Source organism: Terrabacter sp. 2TAF16 (genome assembly GCF_052115065.1).
Taxonomy (GTDB): Bacteria; Actinomycetota; Actinomycetes; order Actinomycetales; family Dermatophilaceae; genus Terrabacter.
On record NZ_JBFRFZ010000017.1, the window covers coordinates 1 to 24399 of the forward strand.

The window sequence follows — 24399 nt, forward strand, 5'->3', positions numbered from 1 at the left end:
ACCTCCTGGCCCTGTGCACCTTCCACCACGACGGACACCACCGCGGCGAGTTCACCCTCACCGGCGACCCCACCCACCCCGACGGACTCACCTTCCACACCGACACCGGCCTGCTCATCGGCCCACCCCAGAAACCACCCCCACCACCCACACCGCCCCCGCAGCCGCGGCTCACCCTGGCCCCCGACCCCAACCAACCGGACCGGTCAGACGGGTCAGACCGGTCAGACGGGGCATACGGGGCATACGGGGCATACGGGGCAGACGGGGCACACGCGCCGGACCGCCGCAGACCACCCGCCCGACTCGGTCGCCGCTACCCCGCACCCTCCGGTGGCACCCTGCACCTGCACCTCGTCGACTTCACCCCGACCTGAGGCCCTCCAGCGCGTACCGCTCGACTATGTCGCCTCCGCTCGGAGCCGGGCCGCGTCGAGTCGATGGCTCCCACCCGCGAGCAGGTGCGCCGTCTCGGCTCGGGACACCGCACCGAGCGTATGCATGAGCACCGAGACGTCGGCGGCGACGGTCCGCAGCGAGACGTCGAGATCGCGGGCGATGGCCGAGTCCTTGGCCCCGAGGACGAGCCTCCGGGCGACCTCGCACTGGCGGGCGGTGAAGGGCGGCTTCTGGCCCGCGGGCACCCCGGGGTGCGACAGCTGCCAGGTCAGGTCCCAGATGCCTCGGACGAGCGTCAGCACGTCGGTCCGGGTCGTGAGCCACGCCGTCGGGTACCCCTCCTCGCTGTGCGGACCACCCACGACGGCGACCGCCTCGTCGACGAGGATGAACTGTGAGCGGGCCGGGCCGAACTGGACGTGCGGGATCTCCGAGGTGAGCAGGGGGTAGAGGTTCAGGCTGCGTTCGGTCGTGATGCACCGCATGTCGACGCCTCGGCGTCGGGTGTGGTCGTCGAGCAGCCTCATCTCGTTCGCTGGGTCGTAGCTGAGGATCGGGTGCATCGTCCAGACGCTGCGCTGGGCGGTGGGCTCGAGGGCCGTGAGCCCCTTGTCGATCTGGTCGATGCCCACGCCGAGCCGGCGGAAGCCAGGCGTCGGTCGCCCGGCGAGCAGCCCGACGACGTGGCCGCTCACGAGCTGGGTGAGATCGGCAGCCGCCGCGTAGAGGTCGAGCCCGGCGCCTGCGGTCAGGTGCCGCTCCCTGTCGCCGCGCACCGGCACCTCCTGGTCTCTTCTGGTCTTCTCCGGGCCTCTCCCGGCTTCTCCGGTCCCGGCGGGGTGTCACACCCGCCCACGGACCCGTCGATCGGACGGGCCCTCCCACCGTAAGGGAGCCGAGCCAGGTCCCGTCCGTGGGCACCCCTTCTATTGACTGGTGCTCCCGCCCCTTCCGGACGAGCATGGGCCGCGTGGCCGGCGCATCGCGACCTCCCCTGCAGGGCGGCCTGCCGCCCGCAGGCGATCTCGCCGGTGCCGCCGTCGAGATCGCCTGCGACGAGTCGGGCTTCTCGGGCAGCAACCTGCTCGACCCCAAGACGCCGGTGTTCACGCACGCCAGCACCGACCTCAGCCTCACCGAGGCGACCGAGCTCGTGGAGGCGCTCAGGAGCGACTCACGCTGGTCGCTCGACGAGCTCAAGTCCGGACAGCTGCTCCGGGGCCGTCACGCGGACGAGGCCCTGGTGTGGCTGCTCTCGCGCCTCCAGGGCCGTGCGCACGTCGAGGTCGTCGACAAGGAGTACTTCCTCGCGACCCGCGTCGTCGACCTCTTCCTCTCGGAGCCGTCGTGGGCGGCCGGCACCCGCCTGACGGCGCACCAGCGACCCGCCGCCATCGCGCTCCACCGGTGCGGCGGGTCACGCGCACCGGAGTGGCTTGCCTTCCTCGCGGCCTTCGTCGACCTCGTCCGCACCAAGCGCCGACACCACGTCGACCGCAGGGTGCTCGAGACCTTCTTCCAGGCCAGGGACGCGCTCGCGCCCGGGGTGGACGCCGAGGCCCGAGCCGTTCTCGCGGCGTTGACCCGGACCAGGGTGCGCGGCGTCGTGACGCGGCTCGTCCACGACGACCGCACGATCCCGCCACCGCTCGAACCCCTGCTGACAGCCCTCGCCGACACCGTCCTCACGTGGAGCGACGGTCGACAGCAGGTGCTCGTGGTCCACGACGAGCAGAGCGCCCTGACCGCCGACCGGCTCCGCCGCCTCCAGCAGGCCCTGTCGGACGGCACCGACGACGGCGGCCACGACCGCAGCCACCGCGGCGTGTTACCGCTCGCCGGGCTCGTCACGGTCGACTCCCGCGACGACGCGCGCGTCCAGGTCGCCGACCTGCTGGCCGGCGTCGCCCGGCGGTGGCCCGACCTGGGCGTCGACAGCCCCCTTCGCCCGTTCCTCTCCCCGACCTCGCTCCGGGTGCCCTAGCTCGCGAGGACGTGGGCCTCGCCATGGGTCTGGCGACGCAGCGCGGCCGCGCACTCGGCGACGACCGCGAGCGCCAGCGAGGCGGGCGTGTCGTCGGCAGGCTCGGGCACGATGCGGCTGACGATCCCCCGCGCGGCGAGATCGAGGACGCCCACCTGCTGGAGCTCAGCCATCTCGGCGGCGTGCGACACGTCGCCGTGGACGATGGCGCTCGCGCCCTCGGGCGGGAGCGGCGAGAGCCAGGCGTGCTCGGCGGCGATGACCTCGCGGGCCGGTAGCAGCGCGAGCGCCCCTCCCCCGCAACCCTGCCCGAGGACGACCGACACCGTCGGCACGGTCATCGTCGTGAGGGTCGCGATGCACCGGGCGATCTCGCCCGCGATCGCGCCCTCCTCGGCGTGCGCCGACAGCTCAGCGCCGGGGGTGTCGATGACGGTGACGAGCGGCATACCCAGCTCCTCCGCGAGGCGCATGGCGCGCCGGGCCTCACGCAGCGCGCCCGGCCCCATCGGCGACGTCGGCGACTGCCGCGCCCGGTCCTGTCCGACGAGGACGCAGGGCTGTCCGTCGAGGCGCGTCAGCGCGACGAGCATCGTGGAGTCCCGCTCACCCTCGTCGGTGCCCCGCAGCCGCAGGGTGCCGGTCGCGCCGTAGCGCAGCAGCTCACGAACGCCGGCGCGGTCCGGACGGCGAGTGACCTCGATGGACTCCCAGGCGGACAGGTGCCGGCTCGGCTCGCCGGCGCGGTGGTCGAGACGCGGCAGGGTCGGGCCGTCGACGAGGACGCCCAGGGCCCGGTCGACGAGCATCGGCAGGTCCTCGGCGGCCACGACGGCGTCGAGCACCCCCTTGGCGGCGAGGTTCTCGGCGGTCTGCACGCCGGTCGGGAAGGGCACTCCGTTGAGCGCCTCGTAGACCTTCGGCCCGAGGAAGCCGACGAGCGCTCCGGGCTCGGCGACGGTCACGTGCCCGAGGGACCCCCACGACGCGTACACCCCGCCGGTCGTCGGGTGCCGCAGGTGCACGAGGTAGGGCAGCCGGGCGGCGCGGTGCGCCATGAGCGCCCGCGAGATCTCGACCATCTCGATGAACGCCGGGGTCCCCTCCTGCATGCGGGTGCCACCGGAGGCCGTCGAGGCGAGCACGGGCAGACCCTCGGCGGTCGCGCGCCGCACGGCGGCGGTGATCCGCTGGGCCGCGGCCCGACCGATCGAGCCGGCGAGGAAGCGGAACTCGTTGACGACGACGGCTACGGGCCGGCCGCGGACGAGGCCGCGCCCGGTGAGCACGGACTCGTCGGTCCCGGCCCTGGCAGCCGCCGCCTCGAGCTGGCGGCGGTAGTCCTCGGGCTGGCCGCTGATGTCGATCGGCTCGTCCCACGACTCGAAGGAGCCGGAGTCGAGCACGAGGTCGAGCAGCTCGTGCGCGGTCCACGGTCGGCGCGCCATCACTCCTCCTTCAGCCAGGCGCGGATGGCCGCGCCGTCCTCGTCGAGAGTCGGTGGTGCGTCGTGGTCGCGGCGCGTCACCTCGGTGCCGTCGCCGTCGAAGAACCGCAGTGGCGGACCCGGCAGCGTCAACGGCCCGAGGGTCGGGTGCTCGACCTCGACGAGCAGGCCTTGGCTCGCGGTCTGGTCCCACGCATACACCTCGTCGAGGCTGCGCACCTTGCCGGCGGGCACGCCGACCTCGGCGAGCCGGGCGAGCAGCGGCTCGGCGTCCCAGTCGGCGAAGGCCGCCTCGACGACCTCGATGACCCGCTCGCGCTCGGCGACGCGCTCGGCGTTCGTCGCGAGTCCCTCGGCGGCCGGGTCGAGGCCGAACGCCGCGCAGAGCCGCTGCCAGAGGCCCTCGCTGCCGACGGCGATCTGGACGAAGCCGTCGCGGCAGTGGAAGAGGCCGTACGGGCTGATCGACGGGTGGTGGTTCCCGGCCGATCGGCCGACCTCTCCGGCCACGGTCCAGCGGGTGCCCTGGAACGCGTGCACGCCGACGACCGCTGCGAGCAGGGAGGTGCGCACGACGGAGCCCGTCCCGGTGCGGTGCCGCTCGTTGAGGGCCGCGACGACGCCGTAGGCCCCGTACATCCCGGAGAGCAGGTCGGCGATCGGCACGCCGACGCGCTGCGGGTCGTCGGGCCCGGAGCCGGTCAGCGACATGACGCCGGCCTCGCCCTGGGCGATCTGGTCGTAGCCGGCGCGGCCGCCCTCGGGCCCGTCGTGGCCGAAACCGGTGATCGACAGGACGACGAGCCGCGGGTTGCGCTCCATGAGTGAGTCGATGCCGAGGCCGAGCCGCTCGAGCACACCGGTGCGGAAGTTCTCGACGAGCACGTCGGCCCGGTCGACGAGCGCGAGCAGCACGTCGCGGTCCGCCTCGTCCTTGAGGTCGAGGGTGATCGACTCCTTGTTGCGGTTGGCCGACAGGAAGTAGGTCGACTCGCGCGCGCCCTCCTCGCCGACGAAGGGCGGGCCCCAGCCGCGGGTGTCGTCCCCGCGGCCGGGGGCCTCGACCTTGATGACGCGCGCGCCCTGGTCGGCCAGCATCATCGTCGCGTGCGGTCCAGCGAGGGCACGCGAGAGGTCGACGACGACGATGTCGGAGAGGGGTCCATGAGCGGTCATTCGGTCACCATCCGGGGAGGATCAGGGCGGCCCACACGAGCAACGGGCCGGCGACGACCACGATGACGCTGTAGGTGAGGATCTGCTTGTAGTACACCGGTTCGCTGATGCTGTCGGGCCGGTTGGCCAGCATCAGGGCGCCGTTCGTCGAGAACGGGCTCACGTCGACGATCGTCGAGCTGATCGCGAGCGCGGCGACGAACGCCGCAGCGCCGATGCCGCCGTTGGCGATGAGCGGCACGGCGATCGGGATGATGACGGGCAGCAGGGCGGTCGACGACGCGAACGCCGAGACGACGCCACCGACGTAGCAGAGCACGAGCGCCCCGATGACGGCGGCGCCGAGGCCTGCAGCCCAGTTGCCGACGAACTCGGGCGCCTTCGCCTCGGTCAGCACGGCGGCATACGTGCTCACGCCCGCGACGAGGAGGACGGTCGGCCACGCGACCTGCTTGATGGCGTCCTTGTGCTGCGTCGGCGCGAACATCGCGAGGATGACGGCGGCCGTGATCGAGACGAAGCCGATGTTCTTGTCGAAGGCCAGCGCGATGAGGGCCACGAGCGTGAAGGCGACGAGCGTCAGCACCTGGTCGCGCTTGACGCCGAGCGCCTGGGTGCGGGTCGCGGTCATCGTGCCGGTACCGCGCGTGGCGACGCCGACGCCGCCGCGGTGGAGGTCCTCGGAGATCGAGTCGCCGCCCATCGGGCCGTCGACGTCGTCGAGGTCGTCGGCGCGCTGGTTCATGAGGCGCCGGCCACCGAGGACGAGGAAGAGGATGACGGCCATGAGGACGTTGACCGCCAGGCTCGCGAGGAAGACGGTCATCTCGCTCGACGGGAGGCCGTTGTCCTTCATGACGGAGTTCGTGATCGTGCCGTAGATGCTGATCGGCGAGAAGCCGCCGCCCTGGGCGCCGTGCACGACGAACATGCCCATGAGGAGCGGGTTGATCTTGTAGCGCCCGGCGAAGCCGAGGGCGATCGGGCCGATGATGGCGCAGGCCGCAGGGCTCGCAGCGCCGATGGCGGTGAGCAGCGCCGTCACGAAGAACATCACCCACGGGATGAGCGCCACGCGCCCGCCGACCGCCTTGACCGCGGATCTGACGATGAGGTCGACGGTGCCGTTGTTCTTGGCGATGGCGAAGAGGTACGTGACCCCGATCAGGGTGAGGATGAGGTCACCGCTGACGCCGCCGAGGATCTCCTTCTCGCTGAGGCCGAGTGAGTAGACCCCGACGAGCCAGGCCGCCACGTAGGCGAGGGCTCCCATGTTGATCGGCAGCAGCGTGCCGATCACGAAGAGTGCGACGAGCGCGATGATCGAGACCCATTCCGGTCCCATGCGTGTCCTCCGTCGGTCGCGGCCAGCGCGCCTGGTTCCACGCCCTTGTGACGAGGCTCATGGCTGGCTCAGTGGCCTAGCCAATAGGTCAATGGGCCGACTGTCAATAGAGTGACCCCATGTCGACATCGGGCATGTCCCGCCTCACGCGCACCCGGCTCTACGAGCAGGTGGCCGAGCAGATCACCGCGTGGATCGAGTCGAACGGTCTCACGACGGGCGACCGGCTGCCTCCCGAGCGCGAGCTCGCCCAGCGCCTCGGGGTCAGCCGCGCCACACTCAGCCAGGCCCTCGTCGCGCTCGAGGTCATCGGTGTCGTCACGGTCCGGCACGGCGACGGCACGGTCCTGTCGGACGCCCCCGGACCGCGGCGGATCGTCGAGGCCATCCGCGCGCACGCCCACCGACTGCCCGAGATCATCGACACGCGTGACGCCCTCGAGACGAAGATCGCCGCCCTCGCCGCAGCCAGACGCACGGCCGACGACCTCGCCCGCATCGACGAGGCCATCGAGGAGATGGCCCGCGACGTCGAGGCCGGCGGGCGCGGGGTCGAGGGCGACGAGCGCTTCCACGGCGCCGTCACCGCCGCCGCCCACTCGCTGCTGCTCGCCCGGCTCATGGACGAGATCCGCGACCTCGTGCGCGAGACCCGCATCGAGTCGCTGAGCCAGCCCGGCCGCCCTGCCGACTCGCTCGTCGGGCACCGCGCCATCGCCGACGCCATCCGCTCCGGCGACCCGGAGGCGGCCGCCGCGGCGATGCACGCCCACGTCGTCATGGTCAGTGACGTGGCGGTGCTGCGAGACGGGTCGTGACGCCCCTCGAGATGCTCGCCGTCCTCGGCGCAGGTCTCGGCGCCGGCATCCTCACCACGACCGTCGGGGTGGCCTCGCTGCTCAGCTTCCCCGTCCTGCTCGCCGTCGGGCTGCCACCCGTCGTGGCCAACGCCTCCAACACCGTCGGCCTCGTGCCCGCGGGCGTCAGCGGGTCGTTCGGCTACCGGGCCGAGCTGCGCGAGCACCCGCGCATCACGTGGACCGTCGTCGTCACGTGCGCGCTGGGTGCCGTCGGCGGCGCGGTGCTGCTGCTGGCCCTGCCGTCCAGCGTCTTCGAGGCCGTCGCGCCGTGGCTCATCCTCTTCACCTGCCTGCTCGTCGGCGTGCAGCCGTGGGTCGCCCGGTGGCTCCGGTCGCGCAGCGGCAAGGACGTCGGACCACGCACCCGGATGGGACCGGTGACGACCTTCTTCGCCCTGCTGACCGGTGTCTATGGCGGCTACTTCGGGGCGGGCTCCGGCGTCATGATGGTCGCCGTCCTCGGGCTCGGGCTCGACATCGACCTGCGGGTCGTCAACGCCCTCAAGACCCTCGCGATCTTCGCCGGCAACGTCGTCGCCGGGCTCATCTTCATCGCCGTCGCCGACCTCGACTGGCAGGCGATCGGGCTCCTCGCGGCCGGGTCGGTCGTCGGCGGCTACGTGGGTGCCCGCGTCGGACGCCGCCTGCCCCCGACCCTCTTCCGGGTGCTCGTCGTCGTCGCCGGCGTCGTCGCCGCGGTCCTGCTCCTCCGCTGAACCGCCGTTCGAGGTGATGCCGGCACGGACATGTGCCTCGCGACATCACCTCGAACCAGCGGAGGGTATGCCGGGTGGGCCGCCGCCGCGCGTGCGCGCCCTCAGGCGCTGGTGGCTGCGCGGTGGCGGCGGGCGAGCTCTACGTAGACCTCGGCGTTGGCGCGGATGCGCGCAAGCCCCGGCTCGTCGATCTCGCGGCGGATCTTCCCCGGCACGCCGGCGACGAGCGACCGGGGCGGGATGACGGCACCCTCGGGCACGACGGCGCCGGCGGCGATGAGGCTGCCCGCGCCGATGCGGGCCCCGTTGAGCACGATGGCCCCCATCCCGACGAGGCAGTCGTCCTCGACGGTGCAGCCGTGGAGGACGGCACGGTGGCCGACCGACACGCCCGCGCCGATGCTCGTCGGGTGTCCGGCATCGGTGTGCACGACGACGCCGTCCTGCAGGTTGCTGCCCTCGCCGAGCACGATCGGGTCGACGTCGGCGCGGAGCACGGCGGTGTACCAGACGCTCGAGCCCGCCCGGAGGTCGACGGCCCCGACGAGGTCGGCGCTCGGCGCCACCCAGGCGGTCTCGTGGACCACCGGGGTGACGCCGTCGAGCCTGACGATCACGTCAGTGCGCCGAGACGCTGTCGGTGCGGCCGGTGCTGGCGACGCGGTCGGTGGCGTGCAGCTCGGCCGTCGACATCTTGCGACGGATCCACGGGACGAGCGCGAGGAGCACGCCGGCGACGACGAGGGTGATGACGCCGTTGACGAGGTAGTAGACCGCGTCGCTGAGGCCGCCCATCGCCTGGATGAGCTGCGCGGCGATGGCCTGGCCCGCGGCGCTGCCGAGGAACCAGAGCGCCATGGCCTGGCTCGCGAAGGCGCGCGGCGCGAGACGGGTCGTGGCCGAGAGCCCCACCGGCGAGAGGCAGAGCTCGGCGACGGTCTGCATGACGAAGATGCCACCGAGGATGTAGACGGGCGCCGTGTTGCCCTGGAACGTCGCGAAGGCCCACGACATGGCGAGGGCCGACAGGCCGATGATCGTGACACCGAGGACGAACTTCATCGGGGTCGACGGGAAGCGTCCGGCGCGCTTGGTCCAGATCCAGCCGAAGACCGGCGCGAGCAGGACGATGGCGAGCGGGTTGATCGACTGGAACCACTCGGGGTTGATGGTGATGCCCGCCGTCTCCTTGACGGTGTTGTCGGCGGCGAAGATCGCCATCTTGCCGGCGGCCTGCTCGAAGATCATCCAGAAGAGCATCGCGCCGATCCACAGCGGGAGGTAGGCGGCGAGGTGCGACTTCTCCTCGCGCTCGACCTTGGGGCTGCGGAACATCATCGTGAAGTACCCGATGGGCGTCAGCACGGCGACGATCGAGATCGCGTCGATGACCTGGTCGAGGACGGTGTCGCGCCACAGGCCGGCGAGCACGACGATGACCGCGAAGGCGACGACGGCGCCGACGGCGAGGGCCGACACGCGGCCGCGCTCCTCGGGCGAGAGCGGGTTGGGCACGTCGTCGACGGCGGGGCCGAGGGCCTTGCGACCGAGGACGAACCACGCGATGGCGATGGCCATGCCGACCGCTGCGGCCGAGAAGCCGACGTGGTAGCCGTAGTGCTCACGCAGCCACCCGACGACGAGCGGCGAGAAGAACGAGCCGATGTTGATCGACATGTAGAAGATCGAGAAGCCGCCGTCGCGACGTGCGTCCTCGGGCTTGTAGAGCGTGCCCACCATGGCGGAGACGTTGGGCTTGAGCAGACCGGTGCCGAGGGCCACGAGCGCGATGCCGAGCCAGGCGGTCGCCGCGGCCGGGATGGCCAGGCACACGTGGCCGGCCATGATGACGACCGCGCCGTAGAGCGTCGAGCGGCGGGCACCGAAGAGCCGGTCGGCGGTGAAGCCGCCGATGATCGACAGGAGGTAGACGGACGCGCCGTAGATCGCGACGACGGCGGTGCCGGTGGTCTCGTCGATGCCGAGGCCGCCGTTGGCCACGGTGTCGATGAGGAAGTAGAGCAGGATGGCGCGCATCCCGTAGTAGGAGAAGCGCTCCCACAGCTCGACGAAGAAGAGGGTCGACAGTCCCTTGGGGTGCCCGAGGAAGGCCCGGTCGTCGGCGCTGGCGCCCGAGTCGGGAGTCGGTGGTCGGTCCTGGGTCTGTGTGGTCATGCGAGTCTCCCAGCCCCTCGTGGGGGCAGTTCGATGGTTGGACAACCACACAAAACTAGAGGGGTCCCGCCGTCGGACTCAAACCGTGGAGGTGCGCGCGACGCCCGTCCGCAGCGCCAGCGCGGCCTTGACGAGCCCGGTCGCGAGGGCCGCACCGACGCCCTCGCCCGCACGGATCCGCAGGTCGAGGAGGGGCTCGAGACCCAGCTCGCGGAGCACGAGGGCGTGGGCCTTCTCACGTGACCGCTGGCCGGCGACGAGGTGCGCCGCGACCGCCGGCTCGTGGCGCACGGCGGCGAGCGCACACACCGAGGTGGCGAGGCCGTCGAGCACCACGACCCCTCCGGACTCGGCCACCCCGAGCACGATCCCGGTGAGGACGGCAAGCTCTCCCCCGCCGAGGCGACGGACGGCCTCGTCCGGGCCGACGCGCCCGACCCGGGCGAGCGCCTGCGTCACGACGTCGCGCTTGCGGTCGAGCATCGCCGCGTCGGCGGAGGACCCACGGCCGACGACGTCGTCGGCCGGCACGTCGAGCAGGGCGGCGGCGAGGGCGGCCGCCACGGTCGTGTTGCCGACACCGACCTCGCCGAGCGCCACGGGTCCGGCGCCCGCCAGCGCGCGACCGCGCTCGCGACCGAGAGCGAGCAGTGCGGCATACGCCCTCTCGTCTAGCGCGTCGGAGGTGACGAGATCGCCTCTGCTGCAACCGATCCCGGCGTCGATGAGCTCGACGTCGAGGCCCGCAGCGCGAGCGGCCACGGCCCCCATCGACGTGCCCTCACGGGTCGCGCGGGCGACGTCGGCAGTGACCGTCGGGTCGAAGGCGGAGATGCCGTATGCCGTCACGGCATGGTCGGCGGCCGCGACGACGAGGGTGCCCCGACCGTCCACGGCCGCGAGCGCGGTGACGCGGTCGAGGACGGTGTCGAGGACCCCGAGCGAGCCCGGCACCGTGAGGAGGTCGTCGGATCGGTCGCGGGCGGCGACGACGTCGGCCGGCTCGGGCGCACGCAGGTGGGAGGGCGGGGCGTCGCGCTCGGTCCAGCGTTCGCGCATGACGACCTGCTCGAGCGGGAGGCGCCTGCTCCAGCCGGCCCGCTCGAGGCCGGGCTCGGGCGGCCGCTCGTCGGGCCAGCCGAGGCAGAGCCAGCCGAGGGTCTCGACGCCGTCGGGCAGGCCGAGCAGGTCGGCGAGCTCGGCCGGCTCGAAGAGGGTGACCCAGCCGAGACCGAGGCCGTGGGCCCGGGCCGTCAGCCAGATGTTCTCGATGGCCGCCGCGCACGACCAGAGGTCGGCGTCGGGGAAGGTGGCCCGACCGAGCACCCCGGCGGCCGGGGTGCGGCGGTCGCACGCGACGACGACGCCGACGGGCGCCTCCCGGATGCCCTCGAGACGCAGGTCGAGCAGGCCGCGCGCCGACTCCTCCGTCATCCCGGCGGCCTGGCGCAGGCGGCTCCGGTCGGCCATGAGGGCGGCGGTGTCGCGGGTCGCAGCCTCCGTGACGACGACGAAGCGCCACGGCTGGCTGTGCCCGACCGACGGACCCCGGTGACCGGCCGTGAGCACCGCGGTGAGCACGTCGTCGGGCACGGGGTCGGGTCGGAAGCGGCGGATGTCGCGGCGAGCGCCGACGACCCGCTCGAGCGAGGCGAGGTCGTCGCGCAGCGCCCACGCGTCGGGCGCCTGGGCCCGCTCGGCGGCCGACGACGGGTCGCCGATCGTCGGGACGGGCCTGCGGTAGCTCACGGGGCCGACTCTAACGAGGAGCTCACTCGATCCAGGACCGGGTCACGCCGAGCACGCGACTGCCGTCCGTGTCGGCGAGCGACATGCCGACGAAGGCGGTCGCGCCCTCCGAGGTCTGCCAGCGGAAGCGGTGCTCGGCCGACGTCGCGGCGTCGGCGATGGCGACCGCGGCGTCCCGGGAGGACTGCGCGTTGGCGAAGGCGCCCGCGGACCGCGCGAGGTACGCGTCGAGCTGGGCGGCATACGGGTCGGCGGGATCGCCCTCGGGACGGGCCACGTTGCCGACGAAGTCGCTCGCGACGGCCGCGGGCTCGATGACCGAGACGTGCACGCCGTGGCCGAGCATGACGACGGCGAGCGACTGCATGAAGCCCTCGACGGCGAACTTCGCGCCGCAGTAGGCGTCCGCGAACGGCTGCCCGACAGCGCCACCGACGCTCGTCACGGTGAGCACGGTGCCGGACCCGGCCGAGCGCATGTGGGGCAGGACGAGCTTGGTCAGGGCGACGGGCCCGAGGTAGTTGACCTCGAGCTGGTCGCGGATCTCGTCGAGGCTCAGCTGCTCGGCGGTGGCGACGGCGCCGCGGCCGGCGTTGTTGACGAGGACGTCGAGGCGGCCGTGGTCGGCGAGCACCCCGTCGACGCAGGCCCGGGCGGCCTCGTGGTCGGTGACGTCGAGGGCCCGCACGTCGAGCTCGACGCCCGCCTCGGTCGCGGCAGCGGTCAGCGCCCCGGACCGGCTCGTGTCCCGCATCGTCGCGACGACGGCGAGGCCGCGACGGGCCAGCTCGACGGCGGTGTGCAGGCCCATGCCCGAGGAGGTTCCGGTGACGAGGGCGACCGGCTGCCCGTTGGCGTTCATGCGGGCGACGCTACGCCCGCGACGCAGGCCCGGCTACGCGTCGATGTCGTCGAGGCCCGCGATGACGATCTCGAGGAGCCGGGCCAGCTCGTGCCGCTCCGTGTCGGACAGTCCGCGCAGGGTGTCGCTCTCGACGACGTTGGACTCGCGGACCGCGGCGCTGAACAGGGCCCACCCGTCCTTCGTCAGGGAGACGAGGGTGCGGGTGCGGTTGGACTCGTCGGGGCGGCGCTGGAGCAGGCCACGGCCGGCCATCTTGTCGAGGCGGTGCGTCATCGACGAGGGGGCCACGTTGGAGAGGTCGGCGAGCTGGCTCGGGGTGAGGCACGTGTCGCCCGCGCGGGCCAGGGAGGCCAGCACCGACCACTCGCCCTGGGTCAGGTCGAGGTCGGCGAACTGCCGGACGTACCACTGGTCGAGCTTCTTCGTCACGGAGAACACCGCGGTGATGACCCGCTGCACGGACTCCTCGCCGCCGGCGGCCACGTAGGTCGCGACGTCCGCGGCGTGCTCCTGCTGGGCGGTCTGTCGTCGCTTCGCTGCCATGGAAAGGCATTGTCGCACCCGGGTGGGCTGGTGCTACTGTTTCGAAGTCGAACTTCGATGACGAAATATTCGATACCGAAGCTGCGTTGACTCCCGAAGTCCGCCTCCCCGTCCCGGAAAGGGTGTGAAACCCATGCGCACCAAGCTGCTCATCCTCGCGTCGTCCATCGGCATGCTCGGATGGGGCACCGTGCTGCCCTACCAGTACGCGTATGCGGCCAACACCCGCGGCTGGGGCGCCCTCGCTGCCGCCCTGGCCAGCACCCTCTTCTCGGTCGGCGCGCTCGTCGCCGCACCCTTCGCCGGGCGCCTCAGCGACCGCTACAACCCGGTCACCGTCGCCGTCGTGGCCAAGCTGCTCGCCGCCGTCGGCGTCGGCAGCCTCGTCTGGGCCGGGTCGGCGCCGGCCTTCCTCGTCGGCATGTTCGTCTTCGGCTTCGGCCTGACCGCAGCCGGCCCCGCCGCGTCGGTGCTCGTGCTGCGCTGGGCCGGGAGCGACGACCGCCGCAAGGTCTTCGCCTACAAGTTCACGGCCGAGGCCATCGGCATGGCCCTCGGCGCCTTCGTCGCCGGCCAGTTCGTCGACCTCTCGCGCGCCGACGGCATGACGTTCGCGTTCATCGCCGCGGGTGCGGGCTTCGCGATCTCGGCCGTCCTCATCCACGTCGCCGGCATCGGCGCCCCGAGCGAGGTCGCCCCCGACCTCGCCGCCGGCGAGGCGGAGACGCAGCTCGGCACGATGGAGGCCCTGCGCCGCATCTTCGCCGTGCCGGCCCTGCGCTGGACCGCGGTCGTCGCGGTGGCCCTGGCCCTCGGTTTCTACGCGCAGTTCGAGTCCGGCCTGCCGGCCTACGCCCTCACGGTCCTCGACGTCGACGAGTCCGCCATCGGTCTCGCGGCCGCCGTCAACTGCGTCGTCATCGTGGTCCTGCAGGTCGTCGTCGTGCGGGTCACCGCGCGTCGCAACGCGGCCAGCCTGCTCATGGTCGTCGGCGCCATCTGGACCCTGTCGTGGGTCGTCCTCTCGGTGGCGCAGCTCACGCCGGAGGTCGCCTCGGCCCTCTTCGTCACGACGTTCGGCATCTTCGCCGTCGGCGAGACGATGTACGCACCCGTGCTCAACCCGCTCACCGCGAGCCTCGCTCCCCGCGGGCTCGTCGGCACGACGCTGGGCACCTTCACGGCGATCCAGACGACCTTCTCGGCCGTCGGGCCGCTCGTGGCCGGTGCCCTGCTCGGGATGGGGCTCGCCAACGGCTTCCTCGGCCTGCACCTCGTCATCAGCGTCGGCGCCGTCTACGGCGCGTGGCGACTGCGGGGCGCCCTCCGGGACCGCCGGGTCGAGGAGCGTCGCACGGCCGCTGCGGGCGTCACGTCGGCCGCCTCGGAGAGCGCGCCGGCCCGCGCCGTGGTCGCTGCCTGAGCCCGCGGTCCGGGGCAGGCGGGCCGGTCACTGCCGCACGCCGGCTGCCACGAGCAGGTCGGCCAGCAGGAGCAGGATGTCGGGCTGCGACAGCCGCATCGCGAGCACCTGAGCCGTGCCCCGGCTCTCGGGACGTAGCAGGATCGCGCGCCAGAGCTTCTCCAGCTCCTCCTGGGTCGGGGCGCCGAAGCCGGCCGGCATGAGGCCGTGGTCGAGCGCGAACACGACCACGGGGCCGAGCTGCTCACGAGCGTCGTCGAGCGTGGACCTCGCGTTCCCATGGTCGTCACGGAGCCGCTCCGCGGTCGCGAGCAGGACTCGGAGCGCGGCCGAGCGCTCGAACTCGCGCCGCCGGGTCTCCACACGGACCCCCGTCCCGACGTCGACACCGCGACGGGCCGCCTCCAGCTCGGCGCGGCACGCGCGAACCGCGTTCTCGGCATCGCTCGAGCCCATCGACTCGTAGGCGGCGGCCGTGGCGGCGAGGTGGTCGGCGACCGCCACGGCGTATCCCGCGTCGTTCGCGGCATACGCCGTCATCGCCGCGGAGGACGACTCCAGCAGGACGGCATACCTCGTCAGTCGGTCATGGAGGAAGGGCAGCATGTCACTCGAACTCCACGACCGTCGACGTCGCACCCGACTCGTCGGTCACGGATCGGAGGAAGAACGCCTCCTCCAGCAGCTCGGCCGAGACGGTGAAGACGCTCGAGTCCGTGCTGCCGTTCTTGACGACGTTGGTCTCAGGGTTGATGAGCAGGTTGTCGATCGTCGTCCGGTCGATGACGGTGCGGGACCGCACGAGCTCGAGCACGTCCTGGCTCGTCTCCGCGAGAAGAGCCTGTCGCGGGTCGGTCGGCAGCGCGGACTCCGGCGGGGCCGTCGGGCTGGACGTCGGATCACCCACGGCGGACCAGAAGATCCGGCTCCACATCACCGCGACGATCGTCTCGGGTCGTAGCGGGTCGGGATTGGCGACGAGCTGCGCGTGGAAGTCCAGGGCGAGGGAGCGCAGGTCGGGCGTGGCCGTCGGGTCCCCGGTGTCCGTCACGGCCGCGCCGACGGTGGCGTCACGATCGACGGGCACCGGCCGCGGGGGCAGCAGGATCGGGATGTCTGGCCGACCCGGCATGACCGGCCCGATCTTGCCCGGGAAGCCCGGGAGGGGCGGGCTGGCCAGCCGCTCCCGGGCCTCTGCCGCACGCTGCCCCATGGTGGCGACGAAGTCGTCGGCGGCCATGTCGAAACGCAGCACCTGGCTGAACCGCGCCCCGGAGATGAGCACCGGGATGGTCAGCTCCATCTTCGGCACCTTGAAGCGCGGCACCGCGAAGTGGCGCATCACCTCGTCGGCGGCATACCGCTCGGCCACGGTCCGGGAGTAGTGGTCGGCCATCTCCCGGGCCCTGATCATCTCGAGCAGGATGTAGCCGGTGTAGTCGCCCAGGGTCACCTCGGCCATGCCCGTTCTCCTTCGTCGTGTCGGCGTGTCTGCGTGTCGGCGCGTCGGTCCGTCAGGCCGACAACATCCCGAGGACCTTCTCGAGGCCCGGGGGCATCTCGTCCTGGACCGCCTTGACGTTGACGTTGAGCGCGTACTCCTTCTTCACCTCGACGTTCGTGGCTGTCTTGCGCTGGTAGGACGCGGACACCTTGAAGCTGACCGGTCCCCATCCCGCCTTGACCTCCGCATCGACGCCGAGCGCGTCGCTCGTGCTGGAGCTCTCGACCGAGTTGAGCTTGACGTTGAAGTCGATGACGACCTGCTCGATGCGCAGCGACGGGATGGGCAGCATGGCGAGCAGCGGCACGCGGAGCGCGACGTCCTTCGTCACCTCGGCTCCGGTGGAGTCGACGTCCTTGCGCTTGTGCGAGAAGTCGACCATGACGAGCTCGCGACTGTCGCCCTCCCCCGAGAAGCCGACCTTGTTGATGAAGTCGATCGTCGCCAGCGACGAGGCCACCTGCGCGTCCACCGCTGCCTGCAGCGGACCGCCGATCATCTTGCGGAAGTCGATGTTGTTGAGCTCCGACGTGAAGTTCGTCGTCGGTGTGGCTGCCCGCGGGTCCGCGAGGGCACGGTCGGCGATCGCGCCGGCCGTCTGCATCGCGAGCTCCGCGGCGTCCTGAGCCACGTCGGCTACGTCCTGTGCCTCGGCCGTCGCACCGTTGCGACCCGTGGCGACCGCGCGCCCCACACTGCCGGCGGTGGTGCGGCGCTTGGCGGCCTGGCCGGCCGTGCTCTTGGTCTCTGCCATCTCAGTTCCTTTCGTGGACTCCCCCTGGGAGACATCAGCGCGACCGCTGTACGGGTCACGGCCGTTCAGAGCCACACCGGGGGTCGTTGATACACCCAAACCGTTCGAAAACGGCACGAGTCGCCTGGCGGGCGAGGCCGAGGTCAGGAAGCGAGGTCGGCGACCGGCGTCAGCAGGTAGCGCCCGGCCATCCCCACGGTGCGCGACAGCGTCGCGAGGAAGTCGGTGCGCAACGGCTCGACGCCCTCGAGGGACCACAGCACGCGGGCGTTCGTCCACGCGGCGTCGCGGGCGCGCACGATGCTCCAGCCGCTGACGAGGTTGGCGACCGGGCCGGCGTACTGCTCGTCGACGGTGAGCGCGATGCCGTCGAGGAACGATCGGCGCACGTCCTCCTGGACGGCGGCGAGCAGGTCGTTGACCCGGTGGTAGTCGTCCTCGACCCCGGGGCTGTCCGGCGTCAGGCCGAGCTGGCGGCACGTCGTGACGACGGCCAGCGGCAGGTCGTGGTTGATGTGGGCGTTCATCCCGGCGAGCGCGAACTGGATCGGCACCCGGCCCGGCTCGAGCCGGCACGTGAAGAGCGGCTGCCAGGACGGGTCGGGCGAGCCCGCACCGACCGCGTCGAGGTAGAGCCCGGCGAAGACGAGGTCGAGCCGCGTCACGAAGGCCGGGTTGCCGAACCACCCCTCGACGAGCCGGTCACGGACGAGCTCGGTGACGCGGAGGTACATCCGGTTGAAGGCCGCGACACCGTCGCTCCCGGGCAGCGCGCGGTCGATCTCGTGCATCCGCTCGACGAGCGCGTCGACCGTCGCCGGTTGGCCGGGCGCCGGCGGCTCGGGCCGCGGCTGGCTCCCGATCCGCGAGCGGACCCACGCCACCGCGCCGGAGAACCACCCCATGGGCCGACGCTAGCGGCTCACCGGGCGTTGAATGCCTCGATCCGCTCGATCGCCTCGCTGACCGCGGTCGCTCCGGCGGCGAAGCTGAGCCGCACCGAGTGGCCGCCCGCCCGGTCGTCGAAGTCGCCGCCCGGCGTGATCGCGACGCCGACCTCCTCGAGGAGGGCGCTGGCGTATGCCGCCGAGCCGCCCCACCGGCCCCGCTGCGGCCCGAGGTCTGCCCAGTAGTAGAACGCGCCGTCCGGCGGCGCGGACTCACCCCAGCCGAGGCGGGATGCATTGTCCAGCAAGAGCTTTCGGGTCCGCGCGAACTCGGCGACCGCGTCGTCGCACTCGTGGTAGGACTCCTCCGCGAAGGCCGACACGGCGGCATACTGCGCCGGTGCGGGTGGGCACAGCGCGACGTTGCCGGCCAGCGCGTCGACGGGGCGCACGAGGTCGTCGGGGAGCAGCATCCAGCCCAGGCGCCAGCCCGTCATCCCCCAGTACTTGCTGAAGGAGGAGATGACGAGAGACGTGTCGTCCGTCTCCCAGGCGCAGACACCGCGGGGGTCGGCGGCGCCGGGGTCCGGATAGGTGACGCCGTGGTAGATCTCGTCGCTGACGAGACGTACGCCGTGGGCGGCGCACCAGTCGGTGATCGCCGCGAGCTCGGCGCGGTCGACCATCGTGCCGGTCGGGTTGGCGGGCGAGGCGACGATGAGCCCCGCGAGCTCGCCGTCGGCCTGCGCGGCGTCGAGCAGCTCGGGCGTCGGCTGGTACCGGGTCTCGGGGCCGCAGTCGATCTCGACGACCTCGCACCCGAGCGAGGTGAGGATGTTGCGGTAGGCCGGGTAGCCGGGCCGCGCGAGCGCGACACGGTCCCCCGGCTCGAAGGCGGCGAGGAAGGCGAGCACGAAGCCGCCCGACGAGCCCGTCGTGATCGCGACGCGGGCCGGGTCGACGTCGAGGCCGTACCACCGGCCGTAGTGCGCGGCGATCTCGGACCGCAGCTCACGGATGCCGAGCGCCGAGGTGTAGGTCAGGGCACGGCCCGAGCCGTGGATGCGCGCCGCGGCCTCCGAGACGAGGCTCGGCGCACCTCCCGACGGCTCACCGGCACAGAGGGACACGACGTCGCGCCCCTGAGCCCGGAGCACGGCCACCCGGTCGAGCACGTCCATGACCTCGAACGGGGGCACCTGCGAGCGCCGGGAGGGCCGGAGCGGTCGGGTCGGGCAGCTGGCGCGGCTCGGGTCGGGGGTCACCCGGCCAGTCTGCCCGAACCCTCGGCACCCGAAACACGCCGTTCACGGGACGTGACTAGCCTTCCTCGCATGACGATCGCCTACCACGCAGACGCCTCCACGCTCGTCGACAAGGAGGTGCTGACGTGGGAGCGCTTCGGCGTCGCGATCCGCGAGCTCGCGACCCTCGTCGCCGACTCGAGCTTCCGCCCGGAGGTGCTCGTCGCCGTGGCGCGTGGCGGGCTCATCCCCGGCGGCGGGCTCTCGTACGCGCTCGGCGTCAAGCTCACCGATGCCATCAACGTCGAGTTCTACACCGACGTCGAGGAGACGCTGCCCGACCCGGTGCTCCTGGCCCCGCACCTCGACACCGGCAGCCTCAAGGGCCGCCGGATCCTCGTCGTCGACGACGTCGCCGACTCGGGCCGCACTCTCGCGCTCGTGCTCGACCTGCTCCAGGAGCACGGCGCCGAGGCACGCAGCGCGGTGCTCTACGGCAAGCCCGGATCAGCCGTGACGCCCGACTACGTCTGGCGCCAGACCGACCAGTGGATCGTCTTCCCGTGGTCGGCCGAGCCGCCCGTCTCCGGCTCCCAGCTCACCGCGGCGCCGGACGCCCCCTGAAGGCTCGCTCAGGGGTTCCACTTCCAGCGAGCGGACGTAGTGTCGGAGGATGCATCTCGGACTGCACCTCGCCAACTTCACGTGGAGCGGCGGCTCCTCCACCTTCGTCGACGACCTCGTCCGCACGGCGCGGACGGCCGAGGACGTCGGCTTCACCAAGCTCTCGGTCATGGACCACGTCTGGCAGATCGGCATGGTCGGGCCCAAGGAGCACGAGATGCTCGAGGCCTACACGGCCCTCGGCTTCCTCGCGGCCGTCACCGAGAAGGTGCAGCTGCTCGCCTGGGTCACGGCCGCCGTCTACCGCGAGCCCGGGCTGCTCGCCAAGGAGGTCACGACCCTCGACGTGCTGTCGAAGGGCCGCGCCATGCTCGGCATCGGCGCGGCGTGGAACGAGGAGGAGTGCGTCGGTCTCGGCCTGCTCTTCCCCGCCACCGCCGAGCGCTTCGAGCGCCTCGAGGAGACGCTGCAGATCTGCCTCCAGATGTGGGGCGACAGCGTCGAGCCGTATGCCGGCAAGCACTACCGGCTCGGCAGCACCCTCAACTCCCCGCAGTCGGTGCAGCGTCCGCACCCGCCCATCCTCATCGGTGGCGGCGGCGAGAAGAAGACGCTCCGGATGGTCGCGCAGTACGCCCAGGCCTGCAACCTCTTCGACAGCCCCGACCTCGCCCACAAGCTGGAGGTCCTCCGCGGCCACTGCGAGGCTCTCGGCCGCGACTACGACGAGATCGAGAAGACCGTCATGGGACCGGTCGACCCGGGCGCCGACGGCGAGAACGTCGACGCCACGCTCGAGCACCTGCGTGACCTCGCCGGGCTCGGTGTGACGCACGTGCAGCTGGGCATCGGTGACGGCTCGAAGACCGACGTGCTCGAGCTCATCGGCGAGCGCATCATCCCCGAGGCCACGACGTTCTGAGCAGGAGGCGCGGCGTCAGCTGAGGATGTCGCTGCGCCGGAAGCGGCGGTAGGCGAGCATCGTGAAGGCGACGGCCCACACGAGCGCCCACAAGGCGCCGTGCACCATGTCGGTGTAGTCCGGTGACACGGCGAGGGCGTCCTGCCAGGCCCGCGAGTAGTGGCCCGGGAAGGCGTTGCGGTAGGGGTCGAGCGCGTCGAGCTGGTCGAGGATGTTGAGCAGGATGCTGACGAGCACGGCGCCGCCGACCGCCGCGAGCGGCGCGTCGGAGCGCGTCCCGATCCAGAAGGCGATGGCGGCGATCGGCAGCAGTGTCACGAAGATGTAGGCCATCGCGAGCGCCAGGCGCGGCAGGAACTGGCCCCACGAGAGGTTCTCGCCGAGCGGGTTGGTCAGCGGGTCCCAGCCGTAGGCGACGCCGCCGACGAGCAGGCCCCACGCCGGCAGCAGGACCGTCGCGACGAGGGTCGAGGCGATCCCGATCGCGAGCTTGCTCGTGAGCAGGCGGGCCCGCTGCACCGGCGCGATGAGCAGGTAGCGCAGCGACGACCACGACGCCTCGGAGGGCACGGCGTCGCCGCAGAAGAGGGCGGCGAGCAGCACGAGGAGCAGCTCCGAGGCGAGGAAGACGAGCACGAGGCTGAAGTTCGCGGCCCCGCTCTGGGCGAGGTCGAAGATCCGGGTCGAGGCACCGCCACGGCTGTTGCTCGACCGCTGGCCGAAGGCGAACGACCCGACGAGGACGAGCGGCAGCGCCAGGAGCAGGCCGAAGGCCCAGATCGTGCGTCGCCGGCCCCACTGCCGGCGCAGCTCGGACCGCCACGACAGCGGATCGCGCACCTGGTGGATCTCGCCGCTCCCCGCTGCCGGAGCCGGCTCGATGACGTCGAGCAGAGCGTCCCCGGGGCTCACGTCCGGGCCCCCCGCGTGGGTCTCGCTCATCGCGCCCTCACCTGCCTCAGTCGCTCGACGAGGGACGCACCCTCGTCTCCGGGCTCGCCGGCCGCACCCGGTGCGGACGCCGACGAGATGACGCCGAGGAAGACCTCCTCGAGGTGGCGGCGGCTGCTGACGCCGACGACGGGCAGCCCCGCCGACACGGCAGCCGCGACGACCTCGGCCCGGCCGCGGTCGGCGACGACGACGATCCGGGTCGGGGTGTCGACGCGCACCTCGGTGACGCCAGCTGCGGCCTCGAGCGCGTGCACGCCGGCGCTGACGACGTCGTGGTCGACGTGCTCGGGCAGGTCGAGGATCGTCGTGTCGTCGCTGTCGACGAGCTCGGCGACGGGGCCCTGCGTGATGACCCGGCCGGCGTGCATGACGACGACGTGGGTGCACGTCATCTCGACCTCGGCGAGCAGGTGGCTCGAGACGACGACGGTGCGCCCGGTCTCGGCGTAGCGGCGCAGGATCGGGCGCATCGCCGCGATCTGGGGCGGGTCGAGGCCGTTGGTCGGCTCGTCGAGGATGAGCAGCTCGGGCAGCCCGAGCATCGCCTGGGCGATGCCCAGTCGCTGCTTCATGCCATGGCTGTAGGACTTGACCGGCCGGTCGACGGCGCCGCCGAGGGCCGCGACGTCGAGGGCCTCGGCGATGTGGGCGTCCTCGGGGTCCCGGCCCGTGGCGGACCAGTAGGCCTCGAGGTTCTGGCGCCCGGTGAGGTGCGGCAGGAAGCCGGGGCCCTCGATGAGCGCGCCGACCCGGCCGAGCACCCGCGAGCCGGCGGAGACGGGCTCACCGAGCACGTGGACGCTGCCGGCGTCGGAGGAGATGAGTCCCATGACCATCCGCATGGTCGTCGTCTTGCCGGCGCCGTTGGGGCCGAGCAGCCCGACGACCTGACCCTTCTCGGCCCGCCACGACACGTCGTCCACGGCGCGGTGGCCGTCGGCGTACGTCTTGACGAGTCCCTCGATGACGAGCGGGACGTCGGCGAGGTCAGGCCGCGCGGGCAGGTGCATCCGGCGGCGACGGCGCACGAGCCAACCGGCGAGCGCCGCGAGGAGCAGCACCGCGAGGGCGCCGGAGGCGAGGAGGGTCTCGGTGTCGACGCCGCCGGCCACGGCCCCGTCGACCGCGGCACCGGTCGCGACCGGGAGGGTGAGCGCCGAGGCCCCCGAGATGCGGATGCCGCTCGGGGTCCGCGAGTTGGAGTACGTCGACTCGGTGCTCGTCAGCAGGACGCGCCACCGGGTGCCGGCCGGCAGGTCGTAGGTCGCTGCCGGGAGCGAGATCGTCACGGGGGTGGGCCGGCCCGGCGTCACGGTGAGGCGCACCGGCGCGACGAGCGGGTTGGTCAGCGTCACCGAGCCACCGGTGACGCGCCACACCGACGCGAAGAGCGTGACGTCCGGCGCGTCGGACGTGACGGTGAGTCGCATCGTCGGCGACCCGACCACCGTCTCGGCCTCGGCGACGGGCTGCGTGTCGAGGGCCGTCGACTGACCGGGCAGCGCCGCGATCTGGTACGTCGAGAGGCTGACGCCCAGGGCGGCGAGGCCGGGCACGGCGATGAGCGAGGCCGGCTGTCCGCCGGGCGGGTGCAGCAGCGCCCCGGAGGTCGTCGTCAGGGGCAGCTCGCGCGTCCGGAGCGCCGCGCCGGACAGCCCCGGGTATGCCGTGAGGGTGTGGAGCGTCGTCGGCTGACCCGCCCGACCGGCGGGGGTGCCGTAGGTGAAGGCCGCTGTGGGCAGGGCGGATCCGCGTGCACCCTTGTCGCGCACGTAGTGGTCGAGCCACGTGTAGGAGGCCTCGACCTCCTCCGCCTCGTGGGTGCTCGGGGCGTCGTGGCCGCCGTCGCTCCACCGGACGGCATACGGCGTGCCGGAGGCGGCGAGCGCCGACGCGTTGGCGTCAGCCTGGTCGAGCCCGAAGAGCGAGTCGCCGACCCCCTGGACGAGGAAGGTCGGCGCGGTGACGGCGTTCATCGTCGGCTTCGGGCTGTGCGCGCGCAGCAGCGTCGTCAGCTGGGGTGAGGCGGTGCCGGTCTCGGAGGCCTGGACGAAGAGGCGGCAGATCGTCGGGTCGAAGCGGCCGCAGTCGGCGGCTCCGGTGCCCGCCCCCTGGCCGCCACGGAGCGCCGAGAGGAAGAAGTTTGTCGCCCAGACCTGCTTGAAGGGTCCGGCGACGTCGATCGGCGAGCGCCCGGCAGCGGTGGTCGCCGGCTTCGTCACGGCGGCCTGCGGGAAGAAGGCGTCGGCGAGGTCGTTCCACGTGATGGCCGAGACGACGCCGTCGACCCGCCGGTCGGAGCCGGCCAGCATGAGGGCGAGGGCGCCGCCGTAGGAGGCACCCATGACCCCGGCGCGCGGGTCTCCCGGACCGTCGAGCTCGACGTCGGAGCGCTTGGCCGCGAGGTCGAGCAGCGTTCTCGCGTCAGCGATCTCGTAGGCCGGGTCGTTGAGGTGGATGCGACCGCCGGACGCGCCGTGCCCACGGGCGCTCCACGCGATGACGACGTAGCCGCGGTCGTGCAGGTCGTTCGCCTGGCTCGTCACCGAGTCCTTGGTGCCGCCGAAGCCGTGGGCGAGCAGGACGACCGGGTGCTTGCCGCTCGACTGCGGCCACACGGAGACGTCGAGGCGCACGGCCGTGCCGTCGGGCTCGGCACCGACGGGCACCGTCGTGACCTCGGGCGAGACCGGGTCGGCGGCGAGAGCGGCCGGGGCGGGCGCCATCGCCAGGCTCGACCCGAGGACGAGCGCGGCGAGGAGGGAGGCCCGGACCGACATGCCCACATCACATCACGGGCTCGTCGTTGAACGGTCACCGACCGTCGA

At 72.5% G+C, this 24399-nt stretch carries 22 protein-coding genes and 1 pseudogene; 7 read left to right on the top strand and 16 right to left on the bottom strand.

Annotation, left to right across the window (positions count from 1 at the left end; all coding sequences use genetic code 11):
- Nucleotides 1-377 (top strand): annotated as a pseudogene (locus tag AB4Z14_RS19730) (hypothetical protein); the annotation flags it as partial.
- A 24-nt stretch (nucleotides 378-401) separates the two neighbouring features.
- On the opposite strand, the gene AB4Z14_RS19735 reads toward AB4Z14_RS19730, so the two are convergent.
- Nucleotides 402-1175, bottom strand: a complete 774-nt coding sequence (locus AB4Z14_RS19735) for a helix-turn-helix domain-containing protein (RefSeq protein WP_442276700.1) — start codon at nucleotides 1173-1175, stop codon at nucleotides 402-404.
- Between the two features lie 185 nt (nucleotides 1176-1360).
- On the opposite strand from AB4Z14_RS19735, the gene AB4Z14_RS19740 reads away from it, so the two are divergent.
- Entirely contained in the window at nucleotides 1361-2383 is a 1023-nt protein-coding gene (locus AB4Z14_RS19740; protein ID WP_442276701.1) for a DUF3800 domain-containing protein, read from the top strand.
- Here AB4Z14_RS19740 and AB4Z14_RS19745 read toward each other — a convergent pair.
- The 3 genes from AB4Z14_RS19745 to AB4Z14_RS19755 are packed head-to-tail and all read right to left on the bottom strand — an operon-like array spanning nucleotide 2380 to nucleotide 6351.
- Nucleotides 2380-3831: a carboxyl transferase domain-containing protein gene (locus AB4Z14_RS19745; RefSeq protein ID WP_442276702.1), complete on the bottom strand. Its 1452-nt coding sequence runs from the start codon at nucleotides 3829-3831 to the stop codon at nucleotides 2380-2382. The genes AB4Z14_RS19740 and AB4Z14_RS19745 overlap by 4 nt on opposite strands.
- Complete coding sequence (locus AB4Z14_RS19750; RefSeq protein WP_056827438.1) at nucleotides 3831-5006, bottom strand: CaiB/BaiF CoA transferase family protein; 1176 nt, start codon at nucleotides 5004-5006, stop codon at nucleotides 3831-3833. The genes AB4Z14_RS19745 and AB4Z14_RS19750 overlap by 1 nt, the downstream gene beginning before the upstream one ends.
- Before the next feature lie 4 nt (nucleotides 5007-5010).
- Complete coding sequence (locus AB4Z14_RS19755) at nucleotides 5011-6351, bottom strand: SLC13 family permease (RefSeq protein WP_056775570.1); 1341 nt, start codon at nucleotides 6349-6351, stop codon at nucleotides 5011-5013.
- A gap of 119 nt (nucleotides 6352-6470) precedes the next feature.
- Between AB4Z14_RS19755 and AB4Z14_RS19760 the strand changes: the two genes are divergently transcribed.
- The gene (locus AB4Z14_RS19760) at nucleotides 6471-7169 is read left to right on the top strand and encodes a FadR/GntR family transcriptional regulator (RefSeq protein WP_056775573.1); all 699 of its coding nucleotides are present in this window, start codon (nucleotides 6471-6473) and stop codon (nucleotides 7167-7169) included.
- Complete coding sequence (locus AB4Z14_RS19765) at nucleotides 7166-7927, top strand: sulfite exporter TauE/SafE family protein (protein ID WP_442276703.1); 762 nt, start codon at nucleotides 7166-7168, stop codon at nucleotides 7925-7927. Before AB4Z14_RS19760 ends, AB4Z14_RS19765 begins: the two co-directional genes overlap by 4 nt.
- 101 nt (nucleotides 7928-8028) lie before the next feature.
- Here AB4Z14_RS19765 and AB4Z14_RS19770 read toward each other — a convergent pair whose 3' ends face one another.
- The 5 genes from AB4Z14_RS19770 to AB4Z14_RS19790 all read right to left on the bottom strand — a co-directional run bounded on the left by AB4Z14_RS19770 (nucleotide 8029) and on the right by AB4Z14_RS19790 (nucleotide 13259).
- Nucleotides 8029-8544 carry a gamma carbonic anhydrase family protein gene (locus AB4Z14_RS19770; protein WP_442276704.1) on the bottom strand — a complete coding sequence of 172 codons (516 nt, stop codon included), beginning with the start codon at nucleotides 8542-8544 and terminating at the stop codon, nucleotides 8029-8031.
- A gap of 1 nt (nucleotide 8545) precedes the next feature.
- Nucleotides 8546-10102, bottom strand: a complete 1557-nt coding sequence (locus AB4Z14_RS19775; protein WP_442276705.1) for a peptide MFS transporter — start codon at nucleotides 10100-10102, stop codon at nucleotides 8546-8548.
- A 78-nt stretch (nucleotides 10103-10180) separates the two neighbouring features.
- Nucleotides 10181-11851, bottom strand: a complete 1671-nt coding sequence (bluB, locus tag AB4Z14_RS19780) for a 5,6-dimethylbenzimidazole synthase (RefSeq protein WP_442276706.1) — start codon at nucleotides 11849-11851, stop codon at nucleotides 10181-10183.
- A 22-nt stretch (nucleotides 11852-11873) separates the two neighbouring features.
- Entirely contained in the window at nucleotides 11874-12713 is an 840-nt protein-coding gene (locus AB4Z14_RS19785; protein WP_442276707.1) for an SDR family NAD(P)-dependent oxidoreductase, read from the bottom strand.
- Between the two features lie 33 nt (nucleotides 12714-12746).
- Entirely contained in the window at nucleotides 12747-13259 is a 513-nt protein-coding gene (locus AB4Z14_RS19790; RefSeq protein ID WP_442276708.1) for a MarR family winged helix-turn-helix transcriptional regulator, read from the bottom strand.
- A gap of 133 nt (nucleotides 13260-13392) precedes the next feature.
- On the opposite strand from AB4Z14_RS19790, the gene AB4Z14_RS19795 reads away from it, so the two are divergent.
- A complete protein-coding gene (locus AB4Z14_RS19795) occupies nucleotides 13393-14682 on the top strand; it encodes an MFS transporter (protein WP_442276709.1) in 1290 nt (429 codons plus the stop codon).
- A gap of 27 nt (nucleotides 14683-14709) precedes the next feature.
- Here the strand turns inward: AB4Z14_RS19795 and AB4Z14_RS19800 are convergent, their stop codons facing one another.
- From AB4Z14_RS19800 to AB4Z14_RS19820, 5 genes are all read right to left on the bottom strand, one after another.
- Nucleotides 14710-15288 carry a hypothetical protein gene (locus AB4Z14_RS19800; protein ID WP_442276710.1) on the bottom strand — a complete coding sequence of 193 codons (579 nt, stop codon included), beginning with the start codon at nucleotides 15286-15288 and terminating at the stop codon, nucleotides 14710-14712.
- Between the two features lies 1 nt (nucleotide 15289).
- Nucleotides 15290-16144: a hypothetical protein gene (locus AB4Z14_RS19805; protein ID WP_442276711.1), complete on the bottom strand. Its 855-nt coding sequence runs from the start codon at nucleotides 16142-16144 to the stop codon at nucleotides 15290-15292.
- Nucleotides 16145-16196: 52 nt separating this feature from the next.
- Nucleotides 16197-16940, bottom strand: coding sequence for a DUF2589 domain-containing protein (locus AB4Z14_RS19810; protein WP_442276712.1), 744 nt, complete (start codon nucleotides 16938-16940; stop codon nucleotides 16197-16199).
- Between the two features lie 143 nt (nucleotides 16941-17083).
- Complete coding sequence (locus tag AB4Z14_RS19815) at nucleotides 17084-17845, bottom strand: DUF5995 family protein (RefSeq protein ID WP_442276713.1); 762 nt, start codon at nucleotides 17843-17845, stop codon at nucleotides 17084-17086.
- Nucleotides 17846-17862: 17 nt separating this feature from the next.
- A complete protein-coding gene (locus AB4Z14_RS19820; protein ID WP_442276763.1) occupies nucleotides 17863-19008 on the bottom strand; it encodes an aminotransferase class I/II-fold pyridoxal phosphate-dependent enzyme in 1146 nt (381 codons plus the stop codon).
- Nucleotides 19009-19161: 153 nt separating this feature from the next.
- Here AB4Z14_RS19820 and AB4Z14_RS19825 point away from each other — a divergent pair, with 153 nt between their 5' ends.
- Together AB4Z14_RS19825 and AB4Z14_RS19830 are read left to right on the top strand one after the other, a co-directional pair.
- Nucleotides 19162-19695 (top strand): phosphoribosyltransferase, encoded by a 534-nt coding sequence (locus AB4Z14_RS19825; protein WP_442276714.1) that lies wholly within the window; start codon nucleotides 19162-19164, stop codon nucleotides 19693-19695.
- Between the two features lie 49 nt (nucleotides 19696-19744).
- Nucleotides 19745-20617, top strand: coding sequence for an LLM class F420-dependent oxidoreductase (locus tag AB4Z14_RS19830; protein ID WP_442276715.1), 873 nt, complete (start codon nucleotides 19745-19747; stop codon nucleotides 20615-20617).
- Between the two features lie 15 nt (nucleotides 20618-20632).
- Here AB4Z14_RS19830 and AB4Z14_RS19835 read toward each other — a convergent pair whose 3' ends face one another.
- Nucleotides 20633-21559, bottom strand: coding sequence for an ABC transporter permease subunit (locus AB4Z14_RS19835; protein WP_442276716.1), 927 nt, complete (start codon nucleotides 21557-21559; stop codon nucleotides 20633-20635).
- Nucleotides 21556-24351, bottom strand: coding sequence for an alpha/beta fold hydrolase (locus AB4Z14_RS19840; RefSeq protein ID WP_442276717.1), 2796 nt, complete (start codon nucleotides 24349-24351; stop codon nucleotides 21556-21558). Before AB4Z14_RS19840 ends, AB4Z14_RS19835 begins: the two co-directional genes overlap by 4 nt.
- Nucleotides 24352-24399 lie beyond the last annotated feature (48 nt).

What these genes read in the sequence shown, in the direction of transcription:
- AB4Z14_RS19820 (WP_442276763.1), bottom strand. Translation starts at nt 19,008, where the DNA reads ATGGACGTGCTCGACCGGGTGGCCGTGCTCCGGGCTCAGGGGCGCGAC.
- AB4Z14_RS19755 (WP_056775570.1), bottom strand. Translation starts at nt 6,351, where the DNA reads ATGGGACCGGAATGGGTCTCGATCATCGCGCTCGTCGCACTCTTCGTG.
- AB4Z14_RS19750 (WP_056827438.1), bottom strand. Translation starts at nt 5,006, where the DNA reads ATGACCGCTCATGGACCCCTCTCCGACATCGTCGTCGTCGACCTCTCG.
- AB4Z14_RS19760 (WP_056775573.1), top strand. Translation starts at nt 6,471, where the DNA reads ATGTCGACATCGGGCATGTCCCGCCTCACGCGCACCCGGCTCTACGAG.
- AB4Z14_RS19830 (WP_442276715.1), top strand. Translation starts at nt 19,745, where the DNA reads ATGCATCTCGGACTGCACCTCGCCAACTTCACGTGGAGCGGCGGCTCC.
- AB4Z14_RS19805 (WP_442276711.1), bottom strand. Translation starts at nt 16,144, where the DNA reads ATGGCCGAGGTGACCCTGGGCGACTACACCGGCTACATCCTGCTCGAG.
- AB4Z14_RS19815 (WP_442276713.1), bottom strand. Translation starts at nt 17,845, where the DNA reads ATGGGGTGGTTCTCCGGCGCGGTGGCGTGGGTCCGCTCGCGGATCGGG.
- AB4Z14_RS19795 (WP_442276709.1), top strand. Translation starts at nt 13,393, where the DNA reads ATGCGCACCAAGCTGCTCATCCTCGCGTCGTCCATCGGCATGCTCGGA.
- AB4Z14_RS19790 (WP_442276708.1), bottom strand. Translation starts at nt 13,259, where the DNA reads ATGGCAGCGAAGCGACGACAGACCGCCCAGCAGGAGCACGCCGCGGAC.
- AB4Z14_RS19800 (WP_442276710.1), bottom strand. Translation starts at nt 15,288, where the DNA reads ATGCTGCCCTTCCTCCATGACCGACTGACGAGGTATGCCGTCCTGCTG.
- AB4Z14_RS19810 (WP_442276712.1), bottom strand. Translation starts at nt 16,940, where the DNA reads ATGGCAGAGACCAAGAGCACGGCCGGCCAGGCCGCCAAGCGCCGCACC.
- AB4Z14_RS19840 (WP_442276717.1), bottom strand. Translation starts at nt 24,351, where the DNA reads ATGTCGGTCCGGGCCTCCCTCCTCGCCGCGCTCGTCCTCGGGTCGAGC.
- AB4Z14_RS19835 (WP_442276716.1), bottom strand. Translation starts at nt 21,559, where the DNA reads ATGAGCGAGACCCACGCGGGGGGCCCGGACGTGAGCCCCGGGGACGCT.
- AB4Z14_RS19775 (WP_442276705.1), bottom strand. Translation starts at nt 10,102, where the DNA reads ATGACCACACAGACCCAGGACCGACCACCGACTCCCGACTCGGGCGCC.
- AB4Z14_RS19825 (WP_442276714.1), top strand. Translation starts at nt 19,162, where the DNA reads ATGACGATCGCCTACCACGCAGACGCCTCCACGCTCGTCGACAAGGAG.
- AB4Z14_RS19785 (WP_442276707.1), bottom strand. Translation starts at nt 12,713, where the DNA reads ATGAACGCCAACGGGCAGCCGGTCGCCCTCGTCACCGGAACCTCCTCG.
- AB4Z14_RS19740 (WP_442276701.1), top strand. Translation starts at nt 1,361, where the DNA reads ATGGGCCGCGTGGCCGGCGCATCGCGACCTCCCCTGCAGGGCGGCCTG.
- AB4Z14_RS19745 (WP_442276702.1), bottom strand. Translation starts at nt 3,831, where the DNA reads ATGGCGCGCCGACCGTGGACCGCGCACGAGCTGCTCGACCTCGTGCTC.